Origin of the sequence: Tropicimonas sp., from assembly GCF_047971885.1 — a bacterium.
Lineage (GTDB): Bacteria > Pseudomonadota > Alphaproteobacteria > Rhodobacterales > Rhodobacteraceae > Tropicimonas.
The window spans coordinates 1-15,802 of sequence record NZ_JBKEAE010000149.1; the positions used below are offsets into that span (position 1 = coordinate 1).

A 15,802-nucleotide genomic window follows, 5' to 3' on the forward strand; every position below is an offset into this window, starting at 1 on the left:
TGCGGTCGAGAAGACTCGAACTTCCACGGGAGTTACCCCACAGCGACCTCAACGCTGCGCGTCTACCAATTCCGCCACGACCGCACATGATCAGGCAGGCCGGGCGTAGATAGCGAAGCCGCGCGGGGATGAAAAGGGGGTTTCGGTGTGAGCCCGAAGATATTTCACCCCCGCGACGCGACGCCCGCCGCAGCCGACATCGCACCGGAGCAAGGCCTTGTCTATTCGGCCATGTTGAAGCTGGGCATGGCCGCAGAAGCGGGAACGGGCGCCGGCCCGACCCCGGGCGCGGCGGTGCCATCGGCGCCGGTCGCCGCCGCGCGGATAAGCTGCGCACGTTCGGGCTGCCCGGGGGCGAATACCGGCGTCGCGCCGCCTTCGAGCGCGTTGGCGCCTTCGTCGTACCAGGCCAGCGACAGATCGGGGCGTTTCGAGGTTCCGAATCCCTGCGACAGGTGATGCCCCAGAAGCTCGGAATATACCGGCTCACCCAGTGCCACCAGCAGCAGCGCCGATCCGAGCGCGACATCCATCTCGTCCGTCCGATAACCTGTCCCGAGACAGATCTTTGCGGTCTCGGACATCTGCGCCGGCGACATGCCTGCCTGAAGGATGAAGCCCGCAACGTCCTTTTTCACCTCGTCACGCGGCTTCAGCGACAGGCCCGCTACCTGATCCTTGAGCAGAGGCGCCAGTGCGCGGCACTGCTCGGCGATCTGATCCGGCGTGAAGCCCTGCACCCGCGAAACCATCTGTTCGGTATTGGCGATCGCATAGGTCCTCGCCAGACAGAACTGCTCGTTGAGGACCGTCTTCGGGTCGGACCAGTTGGCAAGCGTGCTGAAGCCGCCGTTGGTGTTGGTCAGCAGGTTGATCGCGTTGCAATGCGATGCCAGCGATTGTTGGGTCCCTGCGGCGGCAAAGCTTGGCATGACGGGGGCGTTTTCGACCGGTGCGGCCGCTTCGGTTACAGCGGCCGGCGGAGCGACCACCGCAGCCGTGGCCGGCATCGTCGCCACGGGGGCGGCACCACCACCGGCAAGCTGGTCGCGATAGGCGATCAGCAGGCCGCGCGGCCCCATCGGGTTGGCCGCGATCTGCTGCGCGGTCGCCGGCCCGCCGGCAAGAGCGCGGTTATGCGAGGTCAGCAGGAAATCCCGTTCGTACTGGGTCAACTGACCGGTCGGCGAATAGCCCATATGGGCCTGGTAGTTCGAGATCGCGGCGCGCGAGTTCCGCCCCAGAACACCATCCGCCGAACCGGCGTTGAAGCCGAAATAGTTGAGCGCGCTCTGCACCGAGCGGTTCTCGGCCCGCTGGGCGGAGGAGATCGACGGCTTGGCGGTCTTGTAAACCGTCTTGCGCTGGACATAGACCTTTTTCTTCTGCTGCTGCGACCCGATCGCATGGCCGATGATCCCGCCGACGATGGCACCGGCGACGGCATCGCCCGCATCGGCGGTGGCACGCTGTGCCGGTACAGCCGCCAGAGCAGCTATGAAAAGAGTGGAAACAATACCCTTGCCGAACATGTCTTTCTCCTTGTCCAATCCTGTTGGTGCCGAATCCTCAGCCTCCGCGCGCCATGGCCTGCGCCGGGAATACCGGTTAAGTTTCGCGGCTCAGGCCGATTCGAGTCAAGCCGGAGAGCTTTACAAATGGTCGAGTGGATACGATCCGGAACGCTGGTGCCTTATCCGGAGGCCGTCGCCGGAATGGAGCGCCGTGTCGCCGCCATCGCCGCCGGCCAGCAGGACGAGGCGATCTGGCTGCTGGAGCATCCGCCGCTCTATACCGCCGGTACTTCGGCGAAACGCCGCGATCTGGTCGATCCCGATCGTTTCCCGGTCCATACCTCCAGGCGCGGCGGGCAATACACCTATCACGGGCCGGGCCAGCGGGTAATTTACGTCATGCTCGATCTCAACCGGCGCGGGCGCGATGTGCGCGCCTTTGTCGAGAGCCTCGAACGCTGGGTCATCGACACGCTGGACACCTTCAACGTCCGGGGCGAGATCCGGCCCGGCCGGGTGGGTGTCTGGGTTTCGCGGCCGGACAAGCCGCCGCTGCCCGACGGCAGCCCGCGCGAGGACAAGATCGCCGCCATCGGCATCCGCCTGCGCAAATGGGTGAGCTTTCACGGCATCTCGATCAATGTCGAACCCGATCTGAGCCATTTCTCGGGCATCGTGCCCTGCGGCATCACCGGGCATGGCGTGACCAGTCTGGTAGATCTTGGCCTGCCGGTCACGATGGACGACCTCGATCTTGCACTCGAACGGACATGGAACGCGCGCGAATCGGCACAGCACGGTGTGTGAGCGGCGCACCGGCCACAGCCGGTCAGAAAACGGGCAGTTGGCGGAGGCATCATGAACAATCCGTATCGAGCGAGTGGATTGAGCGGTCCCCCCCCGGGAATCCCAGCATCTTCAACAAAATGACTTTCGCAATACTGAACAAGAGGTTAATAACCGGTCGGGAGTGCAATTATGGGATGGTGCACATGAAATACGCAAATACACTGCTGGCGGTCGCGACAATCGGGTTTTCCGCGACAACGGCCAGCGCCTTGACCACCTTCGTGACGGATCCAGCGAATTCGTCGGACGAACTGACCGATCAGAGTGGTGGCGGACTTACCTGCTGGATAACCGATTGTTCGCTCGACGCAACACTCGCGTCGTCGTTCGCGTCCACCAGCTTCGATCTCGAGGTGGGCGATTCGCAGACCTTCGATTTCATCACCTTCAGCGGAGATGGCACAACCGGTTTCAGCGATCGCGATTTCTCGATCAGCGCGACGCTCGCCTTCGATCCGCCCGGCGCGTCGGGCTCCAGCACCGGCAATGGCGGCGGGTTCCTGTTCCTCGGCTACATCACCGGTGGCTCGCTCTACTGGGACGAGGCGATGCCGATGACCATCACCGCCGCGAACGGTTCGGTGTTCGAACTGAGCTTCGATCAGGGCGACGGGATCCTGCTCGAGGGCAACCCGGATTATACGCTTTCCGCGACGGTCACCCTGCTATCCGAGGTTCCGCTTCCGGCCGGTGGCCTGCTTCTGGGAACGGCGCTGGCGGGTTTTGGCATTGTCGGCGCCCGGCGCCGCCGCAAGTAACAGCCCCCTGGGGTATCTGCATCGACGGCGGCCCTCAGGCCGCCGTTTTCGATTCACATGTATTGTTTTCCGATCTAGAAGCGGCGGACCATGCTGACGATCTTTACCGCCATTGCCCCCGTTTTCCTGCTCATTATGAGCGGTTACGCCCTCAGACGCGGTGGAATCCCGTCGACAGAATTCTGGAATCTCAACGACAAGCTCGTCTACTGGGTCCTGATGCCGGCGCTTTTCTTCGCCAAGATTTCGGCGGCGGATCTGGGCAATCCCGGGCTGTGGACGCTTGCGGGAATCCTCTATGCCGGGTTTTTCGCCGCCATCGCCTATGGCCTGCTGGCGGGCCGTGGCCGAACGCCCGCCGACGCAAGCTCGGTGTTGCAGGGCAGCGCCCGCTTCAACACCTTTATCGGCCTGTCACTGGCCGAGGCGCTGTTCGGGGCCGCCGGACTTCAGATCGCCATCCTCGGCTCGGCGCTGCTGATTCCCGTGGTCAACATCACCGTGGTCACGCTCATGGCGCGCCAGCTCGGCGCCGGGCGCGGCGGGCTTCTGGGCGATCTGGTCCGCAACCCGCTGATCCTGTCGATCGGTGCCGGTATCGCCTTCAACCTCGCCGGCTTCAGGGAGGTTCCCGTCCTGCACGAGATGGCCCGCATCCTCGGCAATGCTGCGCTGCCGATCATGCTCATGTGCGTGGGCGCCAATCTCAGGTTGCGCGGCCTGCACGGTTCGGTGGCCGCAACGGCACTGGCGACAATCGGCAAGCTCGTCATCTTTCCGGCCGGCGTCCTGGCTGCCATCTACGCCCTTCAGCCCGTCATGCTGACCGCCGAGATCGCGCTTATTTTCGCCGCCCTGCCGACCGGCGTTTCCGCCTATACCCTGGCGCGTCAGATGGGCGGAAACGCGCAGCTCATGGCCACCATCATCACCGTACAGACATTGCTGAGCTTCCTGACGCTCCCGGCAACGCTGATGCTGGCGCGCTGGCTGTTCCCGCTCTGACAAAGCGGCGGCTACGCCCCCGCCCGCCCCGCATTGATTGTTGCCGCCTGCGACAACTCCGCCTAGTGTTGACGGTAACGCGCAGGGAAGCCGCTAGGGAAGGCGCTCCCGGACAGGGACAACAAGCCGGAGGATCGACATGGCCGATGCAGCCATCCACGGGCATGACCATGAGGACAAGCGGGGGTTCTTTACCCGCTGGTTCATGTCCACCAACCACAAGGATATCGGGATTCTCTACCTGGTAACCTCGGCAGCGGTCGGGTTCGTCGCCGTCCTTTTCACGGTGCTTATGCGTCTGGAACTGATGGAACCCGGAGTGCAGCACATGTGCGCCGAAGGTTTCCGCCTGTTTGCCGGATCGACCGACGGCTGCACCCCGAACGGGCATTTCTGGAACGTCCTGATCACCGCCCATGGCGTGCTGATGATGTTCTTCGTGGTGATTCCGGCGCTCTTCGGGGGATTCGGCAACTATTTCATGCCGCTCCAGATCGGCGCGCCCGACATGGCGTTTCCGCGGCTCAACAACCTCAGCTTCTGGCTGTACGCGGCCGGTTGCTGCCTTGCCATTGCCTCGGTCTTCAGCCCCGGCGGCGCGGGCCAGCCCGGCGCCGGTGTCGGCTGGGTGCTCTATCCGCCGCTTTCGGTCCGCGAGGGCGGCTACGCGATGGACCTTGCGATCTTTGCCGTGCACGTCTCGGGCGCCAGTTCGATCCTCGGGGCGATCAACATGATCACCACCTTCCTGAACATGCGCGCGCCGGGCATGACGCTGCACAAGGTGCCGCTTTTCGCCTGGTCGATCTTCGTCACCGCCTGGATGATCCTGCTGTCGCTGCCGGTGCTTGCCGGCGCCCTCACCATGCTGCTGACCGACCGCAATTTCGGCACCACCTTCTTCGATGCCTCGGGCGGCGGCGATCCGGTGCTCTACCAGCACATCCTGTGGTTCTTCGGCCATCCGGAAGTCTATATCGTCATCGTGCCGGGTTTCGGCATCGCCTCTCAGGTCATCGCCACCTTTTCGCGCAAGCCGATCTTCGGCTATCTGCCGATGGTCTATGCGAGGGTCGCCATCGGCGTTCTGGGCTTCATCGTCTGGGCGCACCACATGTACACCGTCGGCATGTCGCTGACCCAGCAGAGCTATTTCATGCTGGCGACGATGGTGATCGCGGTGCCGACGGGCATCAAGATATTCTCGTGGATTGCCACGATGTGGGGCGGCTCGATCGAATTCAAGACACCGATGCTCTTTGCACTCGGATTTCTCGTGCTCTTCACCATGGGCGGGGTGACGGGCATCGTGCTCAGCCAGGCGGCGGTCGACCGCGCCTATCACGATACCTATTATGTGGTTGCCCATTTCCACTACACCATGTCGATGGGTGCCGCCTTCTGCATCTTTGCCGGGGTCTATTACTGGATCGGAAAGATGACAGGACGCCAGTATCCCGAGCTTTGGGGCAAGGTGCATTTCTGGCTGTTCTTCATCGGGGTGAACCTGACCTTCTTCCCGCAGCATTTTCTCGGCCGTCAGGGCATGCCGCGCCGCTACATCGACTACCCCGAGGCATTCGCCCAGTGGAACTATGTCAGCTCGCTCGGCGCTTTCCTGTCCTTCGCCTCTTTCCTGCTGTTCTTCGGGATCGTCTTCTACACCCTGCGCGCGGGCCAGCGGATCACGGTCAGGAACTACTGGAACGAACACGCCGACACGCTGGAATGGACCCTGCCCTGCCCGCCGCCCGAACACACGTTCGAGACGCTGCCTAGGCAGAGCGACTGGGACAAGGGCCACAGCCACTGAGACACCGCCCGACCGGTTGCCGCAAAATCCCGAACCCCGGCCACGCGCCGGGGTTGCTTTCGGCCGGGCGGTCCTGTGGCGGGGTCCCGATGCGCGTCGGGCCGGCGTGCCCTTCGAACGGGTAGCGCCCGCGCCCGAAGGCGGCCCGCTCTACGAGCTTCATCTCTGGCCGCACCGCTCCCTGCCGAAGGCGGGATTCGCCGGTTTCGTCGGCGCTACGTTCGTTCTGTTTCTCGTCCCGCTGCTGTCGGCTGTCGGATCGCCGGCGCTCTGGTGGATGCTGCCATTTGCGGCCGGTGCGCTCTGGCTGCTCTACTGGGCGCTTCAGCGCAGCTATCGCGACGGCGAAACCATCGAGGAACTCCGCCTGTGGACGGATCGCGTGACGCTGAAACGCCATGCGCCCGGCAGGCCCATTCTGGAATGGCAGGCAAACCCGCATTGGGTGCGCGTTACGCTGCACGCCACCGGCGGGCCGGTCGACAACTATGTCACCCTGAGCGGCGGCGGCCACGAGGTCGAGATCGGCGCCTTTCTCAGCGACAAAGAGCGTGTTGACCTCTACACCGAACTGTCGCGATATCTGCCGCTGAGAGGATGAGCGATGGCGCAGGTACCCGCCACACCCAGGACGCAGCGCCTGCTGCGGCGGCTTTCGGCGGCAATGCTGGGGCCGCGCCGGACGATTGAGCGCGCGGCTCTGCAACCCTCCGAAGAGGCAGCGCTGGAGCGGCGGCTGAACGCCCGGCCCGGCCCGCCCGTCGATCCGGTCGTGGTGTTTCTGATACCGCTGGTGGGGCGGCATCACATCGGCGACTGGGGTGAGGTCGGACGGCGGCTGGCGGCCACGGTCGCGAGTTTCCGCAGCCAGACAAACACCCGATGGATGGCGCTGGTCTGCGGTCAGGACCGGCCCGGCGGGATCGGCTTCGATTCGCAATTGCGCTTTCTGCCCTTTGAAGAGAGGGTCGAGGGCAATGACAAATGGGCCAAACTCGGCGCGCTCTGCCATGCGCTGCCGGGCCTCGGGATCGAATCGGGCTATGCGATGCCCTTCGATGCCGACGATCTGCTGAGCCGCCATGCCGTCGACGAGATGGTGCGGCGCAAGTCCGCCGGCGGCTATCTGGTGACCCGAGGCTTCGTGCTGGACGCGCAGAGCCGTCAGGTGGGGCTCTGCGCGCCGCAGAGCCCGCGCGCCCCGGGCCGCAAACCGTTCTGGAAGATGTGCGGAAGCTGTGCCGCCTTCCGTTTCGATTTCGCTGGCGGCGCAACCGGCGATGCGGATTTTCTGGCCGCCGTCACAGCGCACGAACATCGCATGTTCCCCTACCTGTCGGCGCTCGCCGGCCGGCCACTGGCACCGATGCGGCAGGAGGCGGCGATGTATATCGTCAACCACGGCGAGAACTTCGGCGCCCGCCGGGGGCGCGTCGGCTTCAAGACCCGCTATGTGACCCGCTTTCCCGTCACCGGTGATGCTGCACTGGCGCGGATCGCGGCGGATTTCCCGGCGATGGTGGCCGAACCGGGGCGGAACGCGGAAACTGGTGCGGGCGGCCGGACTTGAACCGGCACGGGCAATCGCCCCAGGGAGTTTAAGTCCCATGCGTCTACCATTCCGCCACGCCCGCGGCATCTGCCGGGATAGGGGTATCGCCCCGTGGCGGCAAGCCCCCGCATCGCCGGACAGGCATGTGACACCGCGCCTGCCGGGGTCACTTGACCGCTTGCCACAACACGATAGCCTGCACGCATGTTTCCAATTCGCGATCACAACCCTTCGGGCCGCGCGCCCCTGGTCACCTACCTGCTGATCGCGGCGAATGTGGTGGTTTTCCTGCTGACCTGGCCGCTCATGGAGGATCCGCGGCAGCTTTACACCTTCTACAGTCACTGGGCACTGATCCCCGCCGATCCCAACCTGCACAGCTACGTGACGTCGATGTTCCTGCACGGGGGCATCATGCATCTGGCAGGCAACATGCTGTTTCTCTACATATTCGGCGACAACATGGAAGACGAGATGGGGCATGTCGGCTTCCTGCTGTTCTACCTTGCCTGCGGGGTCGGTGCCGGCCTGGTGCATGTCCTGCTGTCACCGGGCTCGGTAATTCCGACTGTCGGGGCCTCGGGCGCAATCGCCGGCGTTCTCGGAGGCTACGTGCTGCTCTATCCCCGTGCGCGCGTCGATGTCCTGCTCATCCTTGTCGTCTACTTCCGCGTGTTCACCGCGCCTGCCTGGATCGTGCTGGGTATCTGGTTCGCGATGCAGGTATTCGGTGTGCTCGGCTCCGATCCGCAGGCCGGCGGGGTTGCCTATGCGGCACATGCGGGCGGTTTCCTGATCGGCGTCCTTCTGACCGTGCCGGTCTGGCTGCGGCGCGGCGGACCGGAGTTCTGGAATCGCAATCACGGGCTTCCGCCGCACCCGGCGCGGCAGAACCGGCAGGGCAACCAGTCCATCGTCCGCCAGCGGCAAAGCAGCGTGCCGAAAGTACGCAGGCGGCGCTGATTCGTCGCGGCGGCAGGTCAGGCGCGCTCGCGCAGCACAGATGCGAACCGGCCGAAAATCTCGCCGTTTGCCGCGATGAGAGAACCCTTTTCGAAGACCCTGTCGCCACCGTGCAGGGATTCGACCAGACCGCCCGCCTCTCGAACGATCACCATGCCGGCGGCAACGTCGTGGGCGTTGATCTCGCGCTCCCAATACCCGTCGAACCGCCCCGCCGCCACATAGGCCAGATCGAGCGACGCGGCGCCCCAGCGGCGCATGCCGGCGCATTGCGGCATCAGCGCGGCCAGATCCTGCATCGTCGCCGGCAGGGTGCGTTTGGACCCGAACGGAACACCGGTGGCGAAAAGCGCCTCGTGCAGGTTGCGGCGCCCCGAAACCCGGATGCGCCGGTCGTTCATCCACGCGCCGGCCCCCTTTTCGGCCACGAACATCTCGTCCTTGGCGGCATCGAACACCACGCCGGCGACGATCTCGCCCTTGTGTTCAAGCGCGATCGAAACCGACCAGTGCGGCAGCCCGTGCAGGAAATTCGTCGTCCCGTCCAGCGGATCGACGATCCAGCGCCGGGTCGGATCCTTGCCGGCGACCTCGCCGGTCTCCTCGCCGAGCCAGCCGTAGCTGGGGCGCGCATTCGTCAGTTCCTCGCGGATGATATTCTCGGCAGCCAGATCGGCACGGGTGACAAAATCGCCCGGCCCCTTGACCGCGACCTGGAGGTTCTCGACCTCGCGAAAATCCTTGACCAGCGACCGGCCGGCCCGTCGCGCGGCCTTGACCATGACGTTGAGATTGGCGCTGCCCTGCATGCCGCGGCTCCTTTGTATCAGGCGCGGGCTATACGATGCAGCGCGGCCGAAGCCAAGCCGGAAAGCCGTTTCAGGGCCGGGCACCAGCCGGCTGCTCGCGCTGGAGGCGCACCGGGATGGTGCGCGCCAGTCGCAGGAAATGCGCCATGTAGGGCATCTCGATATCGTCGGTGCGTGTCGCGGCGAACAGCCGGCGCGTCATGCCCTTTTCGGTAACGGGGCGGGTGACATAATCGGAATTGTAGCGCACCTCGCGCACAACCCAATCGGGCAGGACCGCAACGCCACGGTTCGAGGCGACCAGCAACAGGATGACGGCGGTCAGTTCTACCTGCCGCACCGCCCGCGGTTCGACCCGCGCCGGCATCAGGATCTGGCTGAACACGTCGAGCTTCGAGCGCTCGACCGGGTAGGTGATAAGCAACTCGTCGCGGAAATCCTCGGCCACGACAAAGGCGTGCCTGGCGAGCGGGTGACGGGACGAGGCGACGAAAACCGGCGAATAATCGAACAGTGCGTTGAAGCTGACACCGTCGATCGGCTCGGGGTCGGACGATATCACCACGTCCACCTCCTCTTTCCACAGCGCCGGCAGCGCATCGAAGGCGAGCCCGGGGCGGATATCGACATCCACATCCGGCCAGGCCTTGCGAAACTCCTCAAGCACCGGAAAAAGCCATTCGAAGCAGGCATGGCATTCGATGGCGATATGCAACCGCCCCGTCTTGCCCGAGCGGAGCGCGCGAAACTCCTCGTCCAGCGCCTCCATCTCGGGCAGAACCCGGTCGGCTGTGCGCAGCATCCTGAGGCCCGCCGCCGACAGCCGCAGCGGCTTGGTGCGGCGGACGAACAGCTCCATCCCCGCCTGATCCTCCAGCCCCTTTATCTGATGGCTCAGCGCCGACTGCGTGATGTTGAGCATTTCGGCGGCGCGTGCCAACCCGCCCGCCTCGTGAATGGCCTTGATCGTTCTCAGGTGGCGGAGGTCGACATGCATATCCGGCTCATGATCTTTGTGAGAATTATGAAATTGCCTCACCGGTGCGGATATGCAAATTCCCTTTTCAGCACAAGAGGACCCCATCGCCATGACAACGCCGCGCGTCTCCTTCGAATTCTATCCGCCCCGTTCGGTCGAGGCGTCGTTCCGGCTGCACGAAACGGTGCAGGCGCTGGCGCCGCTGCGGCCCGAGTTCGTTTCGGTGACCTTCGGCGCCGGCGGCACGACCCGCAAGCTGACGCACGAGGCCGTCTCGGCGATCCACCGTACCACCGACCTCAAGGTGGCCGCGCACCTGACCTGCGTCGACGCGACCCGCGCCGAGACGCTGGAGATCGCGCGCGGCTACGTAGCCGAGGGCGTGACGGAACTGGTCGCCCTGCGCGGCGATCCGCCCAGGGGCGCCGCCCGGTTCGAGCCCCACCCCGACGGCTTCGCCGATAGCTGCGAACTGATCGCGGCGCTCAGGGAAACGGGCGATTTCACTATCCGCGTCGGCGCCTATCCCGACCGGCACCCCGAGGCCGCCGATGATCTGGCGGATGTGCGCTGGCTCAAACGCAAGTTCGAGGCCGGCGCCGATGCCGCGATCACCCAGTTCTTCTTCGAGGCCGAAACCTTCTTCCGCTTCCGCGACGCCTGCGAAAAGGCCGGGATCGACGCACCGGTCCTGCCCGGCATCCTGCCGATCGAGCATTGGGCCAACGCACGGCGCTTTGCCGAACGCTGCGGGGCGAAGGTGCCACAATGGCTGGACGATGCCTTTGCCACCGCCGCGCGCGACGGGCGCGAGGATCTGCTGGCCATCGCCGTGGCGACCGAACTGTGCAGCAACCTGATCGACGGCGGTGTCGAGCACCTGCATTTCTATACGCTCAACAAGCCGAACCTGACCCGCGATGTCTGCCATGCGCTTGGGGTGACGCCCGAGGCCGCGCTGCGCGACGTCGCCTGACGCCGCGCCTCAGGCCAGCACCATCTGCGGAACCCTGCCCGGAACGATCAGCCGGGCGGCGGTTGCGGCACGCACGTCTTCGACCGAAACACCGGGCCCCAGTTCGCGGAGCACAAGCCCGCCGTCGGTCGGTTCGATCACCGCCATTTCGGTCACCACCAGATCGACCCGCCGGACGGCGGTCAGCGGCAGGGTGCATTCGGGCAGGATCTTGGGCCTGCCCCTGGCGGTGTGCACCATTGCAACCACAACCCTTCGCGCCCCGGTGACCAGATCCATCGCGCCGCCCATCCCCGGCACCATGCTGCCCGGCACCATCCAGTTCGCCAGATGGCCGCGTTCGTCCACCTGCAAGCCGCCCAGCACCGTCATGTCGAGGTGCCCGCCCCGGATCAGCCCGAAGGACATGGCCGAATCGATCGACGCCGCCCCGGGCACCGCCGTCACGAAGCGCCCGCCGGCGTCGGTCAGGTCGGGATCCTCCATCCCCTCGGGCGGGCGGGCGCCCAGCCCGATCACCCCGTTTTCGGCCTGAAAGAACACATCCTCCAGATCCGACAGGTAGCTGGTGACCAGGCTGGGCAGACCGATGCCGAGGTTCACCAGCATCCCGTCCCGCACCTCCTGCGCCACGCGGCGGGCGATGATCTCCTTGGCGTCCATGTCAGTGCTCCCGTTCCAGCAGAACGTCGACCAGAACCCCCGGCGTCTTCACCGCGTCGGGCGGGATAACGCCAACCGGAACGATCACGTGCGGCTCGGCGATCACCCTGTCGGCGGCCAGCGCCATGACCGGGTTGAAGTTGTGGGCAGTCAGCGAATATTCCAGATTTCCCTTGTAGTCGGCTGAATGGGCGGCAATCAGGGCGAAATCGCCGCGGATCGGCTTTTCCAGCAGGAAGGACCTGCCATCGACCTCGATCACCCGCTTGCCCTGTTCGACCATGGTTCCCAGTCCGGTCGCGGTCAGCACACCGCCCAGCCCGACCCCGCCGGCCCTGATCCGTTCGACCAGCGTTCCCTGCGGCACCAGTTCCACTTCGATCTCGCCCGAGATCATCTTTGCCTGCGTTTCGGGGTTCAGACCGATGTGACTGGCGACCAGCCGTTTCACCAGCCCGGCGGTGATCAGCTTGCCGATGCCGCACCCCGGCATCGCGGTATCGTTGGCAACGACCGTGAAGCCGCCGATACCGCGCGCCACCAGCGCATCGATCAGCCGGTGCGGCGAGCCCACTCCCATGAATCCGCCGATCAGCAGGCTTGCCCCTTCTGGTATCATCCCGGCCGCCGTTTCGACCCGTGTGGCTGTCTTCATCGCTCCTCCTTGCGACAGGTGCCGCGCCAGATGTGCCGGCCGGATTGTGCGATGTCGCGCATCAATTCGGGCGGGGGCAGCTTGTCGCACGCTTGCGGGGCGGCCTGCCGTGCTCCATAACCCGGCAACCCGCAGGAAAGGCTCCCCGATGTATCCATTGGAAGGTCTGAAGGTTGTCGAACTCGCCCGCATCCTTGCCGGGCCGTGGATCGGTCAGGCGCTGGCCGATCTGGGCGCCGAGGTGATCAAGGTCGAATCGCCCGAGGGCGACGACACCCGCCGCTGGGGCCCCCCCTTCATCGAACGCGAGGGCGACACCTCGGCCGCCTATTTCCATGCCGCAAACCGCGGCAAACGCTCGGTCGTCGCCGATTTCCGCACCCCGGAGGGACAGGAAACGGTACGCGCGCTGGCTGCCGGGGCCGATATCCTGATCGAGAACTTCAAGGTCGGCTCGCTGGCCAGATACGGGCTCGACCATGCGCGTCTGTCCGTACTCAACCCGCGCCTGATCTATTGCTCCATCACCGGGTTCGGGCAGACCGGCCCCTATGCGCCGCGCGCCGGCTACGACTTCCTGATCCAGGGAATGTCCGGGCTGATGTCGGTGACCGGCACGCCCGGGGACGAGCCGCAGAAGGTCGGCGTGGCGGTAACCGACATCGTGACCGGTCTCTATGGCGCGGTGGGGGTGCTGGCCGCGCTCGAACAGCGCCGGCGCACCGGCAGGGGACAGCATCTCGACCTTGCGCTGCTCGACTGTGCGGTCGCGCTGATGGCCAACCAGGCGATGAACTATCTGGCGACCGGAAATGCCCCGACGCGCCGCGGCAATACCCACCCCAACATCGTGCCCTATCAGGTTTTTCCGGTCACCGACGGCTACATCATCATTGCTGTGGGCAACGACCCGCAGTTCCGCAGGCTCGTCGGAGTACTCGGACAGCCCGCGCTGGCAGACCACCCCAGCTTCCGGACCAACGCCGCACGGGTGGCGCATCGCGATACGCTGACGGCCCTGCTTGAACCGCTGACGCGCGGCCGGCGCTCTGCCGAGCTGATCTCGACCCTCGAAGCCGCCTCGGTTCCCGCCGGTCCGATCAACGACATGGCACAGGTCTTTGCCGATCCGCAGGTAATTGCCCGGGCGCTGCGAATTACGCCCGGCGGCGTGCCCGGCGTGCGCGGGCCCTGGCGAGTCTCGGATGCCGAGCTTGCGCTCGTCCGCAGCGCACCGGCGCTGGGAGATGCCGGCTGAACCGGCATGCCGCAGCAACGCCATCCGAAATGAAACCCCCGCGCCGGACGGCGCGGGGGTTTCAGGCAAAGCTGCCCGGCGCGGCTCAGTCCATGTCTTCCAGAAGCTGAACCATGTCCGAAACGAAGGTTTCGGCGGCGTCCTTGTGCGCGCCCTCGACCTCGGCCGCGCGGGCGCGGGCCTCTTCGAGGAACCCCTCCAGCGCCTTGCGCGATGCCGCCTCGCCGACGGTCGCGTATTCCGCCAGCACCGAGGCGGATTCGGCATTGATCTCGGCGAAACCGCCGGTGACGGCAAAGAAGGACTCGCTGCCATCCTCGCCCGTCACCTTGACAAGACCGGGGCGCAGGGTGGTGATGACCGGCGCATGCGCCGGCATTACCGTCATGTCACCTTCGGCGCCGGGAATCCGGACCTGGGTGGCCGTCAGCGACGCGAGCCGCCTTTCCGGGCTGACCAGATCGAACTGCATCGTGTTGGCCATGAGCCCTCCTTACGCGGCAGCGGCCGCCATTCTTTCGGCCTTGGCAACCGCCTCGTCGATATCGCCGACCATGTAGAAGGCGGCTTCGGGCAGATGGTCGTATTCGCCGGCCACCACTGCCTTGAACGAGGCGATGGTCTTTTCAAGTGGCACCTGCACGCCGGGCGAGCCGGTGAAGACCTGCGCCACGTCGAAGGGCTGGCTGAGGAAACGCTGGATCTTGCGCGCCCGCGCCACGACCAGCTTGTCCTCTTCCGACAACTCGTCCATGCCGAGAATGGCGATGATGTCCTGCAGCGACTTGTAGCGCTGGAGAATCTCCTGCACGTCGGTCGCCACCTTGTAATGCTCTTCGCCGACGATCGCCGGATCGAGCAGGCGCGAGGTAGAATCGAGCGGGTCGACCGCCGGATAGATGCCAAGCTCGGAAATCGCCCGGCTGAGAACGGTCGTCGCGTCGAGGTGCGAGAACGAGGTTGCCGGCGCGGGGTCGGTCAGGTCGTCGGCGGGCACATAGATCGCCTGAACCGAGGTGATCGAACCGGCCTTGGTCGAGGTGATGCGTTCCTGCAGCGCCCCCATGTCGGTGGCAAGTGTCGGCTGGTACCCCACGGCCGAGGGGATGCGGCCCAGAAGCGCCGACACTTCGGAACCCGCCTGGGTGAAGCGGAAGATGTTGTCGACGAAGAACAGCACGTCCGTTCCCGACTGGTCGCGGAATTGCTCGGCCACCGTCAGGCCGGTCAGCGCGACGCGCATCCGCGCCCCCGGCGGCTCGTTCATCTGGCCATAGACCAGCGCCACCTGGCTTTCCTGAAGATTGTCGGGCTTGATGACGCCGGATTCGATCATCTCGTGATAGAGATCGTTGCCCTCGCGCGTGCGCTCGCCCACGCCGGCAAACACCGAGAAGCCCGAGTGCACCTTGGCGATGTTGTTGATCAGTTCCATGATCAGAACCGTCTTGCCCACGCCGGCGCCGCCGAACAGGCCGATCTTGCCGCCCTTGGCATAGGGCGCCAGCAGGTCCACCACCTTGATGCCGGTGACAAGCACCTCGGATTCGGTCGATTGTTCGGCGAAATCGGGCGCCGGCTGGTGGATGGCGCGGTGCTCGTCGGAAACCACCGGGCCGCCTTCGTCCACCGGTTCGCCGACAACGTTGAGGATCCGGCCGAGCGTTGCGTTGCCGACCGGAACGGTGATCGGCCCGCCGCTATCCCTCACCTCGGTGCCGCGGACCAGACCCTCGGTCGCATCCATGGCGATGGTGCGGACCGTGTGTTCGCCCAGTTGCTGGGCAACCTCCAGAACCAGCCGCTTGCCGTTGTTCTCGGTTTCCAGCGCGTTGAGGATTTCGGGCAGTTCGCCGTCGAAGTGAACGTCGACGACGGCGCCGATAACCTGGGTCACTTTGCCTTTGCTAGCCATCTGTTTTCGTGTCTCCGGTTTCTCAGAGCGCCTCGGCGCCCGAAATGATTTCGATAAGCTCGTTGGTGATGACGGCCTGACGCGAGCGGTTGA

16 protein-coding genes and 2 tRNA genes are annotated in these 15,802 nt (G+C 65.3%); 9 read left to right on the plus strand and 9 right to left on the minus strand.

Annotated features, from left to right (window positions below; all coding sequences use genetic code 11):
• Together ACK5IR_RS12700 and ACK5IR_RS12705 are read right to left on the minus strand one after the other, a co-directional pair.
• A tRNA-Leu gene (locus ACK5IR_RS12700) sits at positions 1–84 on the minus strand.
• Between the two features lie 137 nt (positions 85–221).
• The gene (locus ACK5IR_RS12705; RefSeq protein ID WP_416929470.1) at positions 222–1,532 is read right to left on the minus strand and encodes a peptidoglycan-binding domain-containing protein; all 1,311 of its coding nucleotides are present in this window, start codon (positions 1,530–1,532) and stop codon (positions 222–224) included.
• A gap of 69 nt (positions 1,533–1,601) precedes the next feature.
• On the opposite strand from ACK5IR_RS12705, the gene lipB reads away from it, so the two are divergent.
• From lipB to ACK5IR_RS12735, 6 genes are all read left to right on the plus strand, one after another.
• Complete coding sequence (gene lipB / locus ACK5IR_RS12710; protein ID WP_416929500.1) at positions 1,602–2,321, plus strand: lipoyl(octanoyl) transferase LipB; 720 nt, start codon at positions 1,602–1,604, stop codon at positions 2,319–2,321.
• Positions 2,322–2,506: 185 nt separating this feature from the next.
• Complete coding sequence (locus tag ACK5IR_RS12715) at positions 2,507–3,121, plus strand: VPLPA-CTERM sorting domain-containing protein (protein ID WP_416929472.1); 615 nt, start codon at positions 2,507–2,509, stop codon at positions 3,119–3,121.
• Positions 3,122–3,211: 90 nt separating this feature from the next.
• On the plus strand, positions 3,212–4,126 hold the full coding sequence (locus ACK5IR_RS12720) for an AEC family transporter (RefSeq protein WP_416929474.1): 915 nt from the start codon (positions 3,212–3,214) through the stop codon (positions 4,124–4,126).
• Between the two features lie 139 nt (positions 4,127–4,265).
• On the plus strand, positions 4,266–5,939 hold the full coding sequence (gene ctaD, locus ACK5IR_RS12725) for a cytochrome c oxidase subunit I (protein ID WP_416929476.1): 1,674 nt from the start codon (positions 4,266–4,268) through the stop codon (positions 5,937–5,939).
• 106 nt (positions 5,940–6,045) lie between these two features.
• A complete protein-coding gene (locus tag ACK5IR_RS12730; RefSeq protein WP_416929478.1) occupies positions 6,046–6,540 on the plus strand; it encodes a DUF2244 domain-containing protein in 495 nt (164 codons plus the stop codon).
• Positions 6,541–6,543: 3 nt separating this feature from the next.
• Positions 6,544–7,509, plus strand: a complete 966-nt coding sequence (locus ACK5IR_RS12735; RefSeq protein ID WP_416929480.1) for a hypothetical protein — start codon at positions 6,544–6,546, stop codon at positions 7,507–7,509.
• Here ACK5IR_RS12735 and ACK5IR_RS12740 read toward each other — a convergent pair.
• Positions 7,488–7,573: transfer RNA gene (locus ACK5IR_RS12740), tRNA-Leu, on the minus strand. The two genes, ACK5IR_RS12735 and ACK5IR_RS12740, sit on opposite strands and share 22 nt — an antisense overlap.
• A 122-nt stretch (positions 7,574–7,695) precedes the next feature.
• Here ACK5IR_RS12740 and ACK5IR_RS12745 point away from each other — a divergent pair.
• A complete protein-coding gene (locus tag ACK5IR_RS12745; RefSeq protein WP_416929482.1) occupies positions 7,696–8,454 on the plus strand; it encodes a rhomboid family intramembrane serine protease in 759 nt (252 codons plus the stop codon).
• A gap of 17 nt (positions 8,455–8,471) precedes the next feature.
• Here ACK5IR_RS12745 and ACK5IR_RS12750 read toward each other — a convergent pair whose 3' ends face one another.
• Together ACK5IR_RS12750 and ACK5IR_RS12755 are read right to left on the minus strand one after the other, a co-directional pair.
• On the minus strand, positions 8,472–9,263 hold the full coding sequence (locus ACK5IR_RS12750; protein WP_416929484.1) for an inositol monophosphatase family protein: 792 nt from the start codon (positions 9,261–9,263) through the stop codon (positions 8,472–8,474).
• A 70-nt stretch (positions 9,264–9,333) separates the two neighbouring features.
• Entirely contained in the window at positions 9,334–10,260 is a 927-nt protein-coding gene (locus tag ACK5IR_RS12755; RefSeq protein ID WP_416929486.1) for a LysR family transcriptional regulator, read from the minus strand.
• Positions 10,261–10,351: 91 nt separating this feature from the next.
• Between ACK5IR_RS12755 and metF the strand changes: the two genes are divergently transcribed.
• Positions 10,352–11,218 carry a methylenetetrahydrofolate reductase [NAD(P)H] gene (metF, locus tag ACK5IR_RS12760; protein WP_416929488.1) on the plus strand — a complete coding sequence of 289 codons (867 nt, stop codon included), beginning with the start codon at positions 10,352–10,354 and terminating at the stop codon, positions 11,216–11,218.
• Positions 11,219–11,227: 9 nt separating this feature from the next.
• On the opposite strand, the gene ACK5IR_RS12765 is transcribed toward metF, so the two are convergent.
• Both ACK5IR_RS12765 and ACK5IR_RS12770 read right to left on the minus strand, forming a co-directional pair.
• Complete coding sequence (locus tag ACK5IR_RS12765) at positions 11,228–11,881, minus strand: 3-oxoacid CoA-transferase subunit B (RefSeq protein WP_416929490.1); 654 nt, start codon at positions 11,879–11,881, stop codon at positions 11,228–11,230.
• A 1-nt stretch (position 11,882) separates the two neighbouring features.
• A complete protein-coding gene (locus ACK5IR_RS12770) occupies positions 11,883–12,536 on the minus strand; it encodes a CoA transferase subunit A (RefSeq protein ID WP_416929492.1) in 654 nt (217 codons plus the stop codon).
• A 148-nt stretch (positions 12,537–12,684) separates the two neighbouring features.
• On the opposite strand from ACK5IR_RS12770, the gene ACK5IR_RS12775 reads away from it, so the two are divergent.
• Entirely contained in the window at positions 12,685–13,794 is a 1,110-nt protein-coding gene (locus ACK5IR_RS12775; protein ID WP_416929494.1) for a CaiB/BaiF CoA transferase family protein, read from the plus strand.
• An 85-nt stretch (positions 13,795–13,879) separates the two neighbouring features.
• Here the strand turns inward: ACK5IR_RS12775 and ACK5IR_RS12780 are convergent, their stop codons facing one another.
• Both ACK5IR_RS12780 and atpD read right to left on the minus strand, forming a co-directional pair.
• Entirely contained in the window at positions 13,880–14,278 is a 399-nt protein-coding gene (locus ACK5IR_RS12780; RefSeq protein ID WP_416929496.1) for a F0F1 ATP synthase subunit epsilon, read from the minus strand.
• A gap of 9 nt (positions 14,279–14,287) precedes the next feature.
• Entirely contained in the window at positions 14,288–15,709 is a 1,422-nt protein-coding gene (atpD, locus tag ACK5IR_RS12785) for a F0F1 ATP synthase subunit beta (RefSeq protein WP_416929498.1), read from the minus strand.
• Positions 15,710–15,802: the final 93 nt, after the last annotated feature.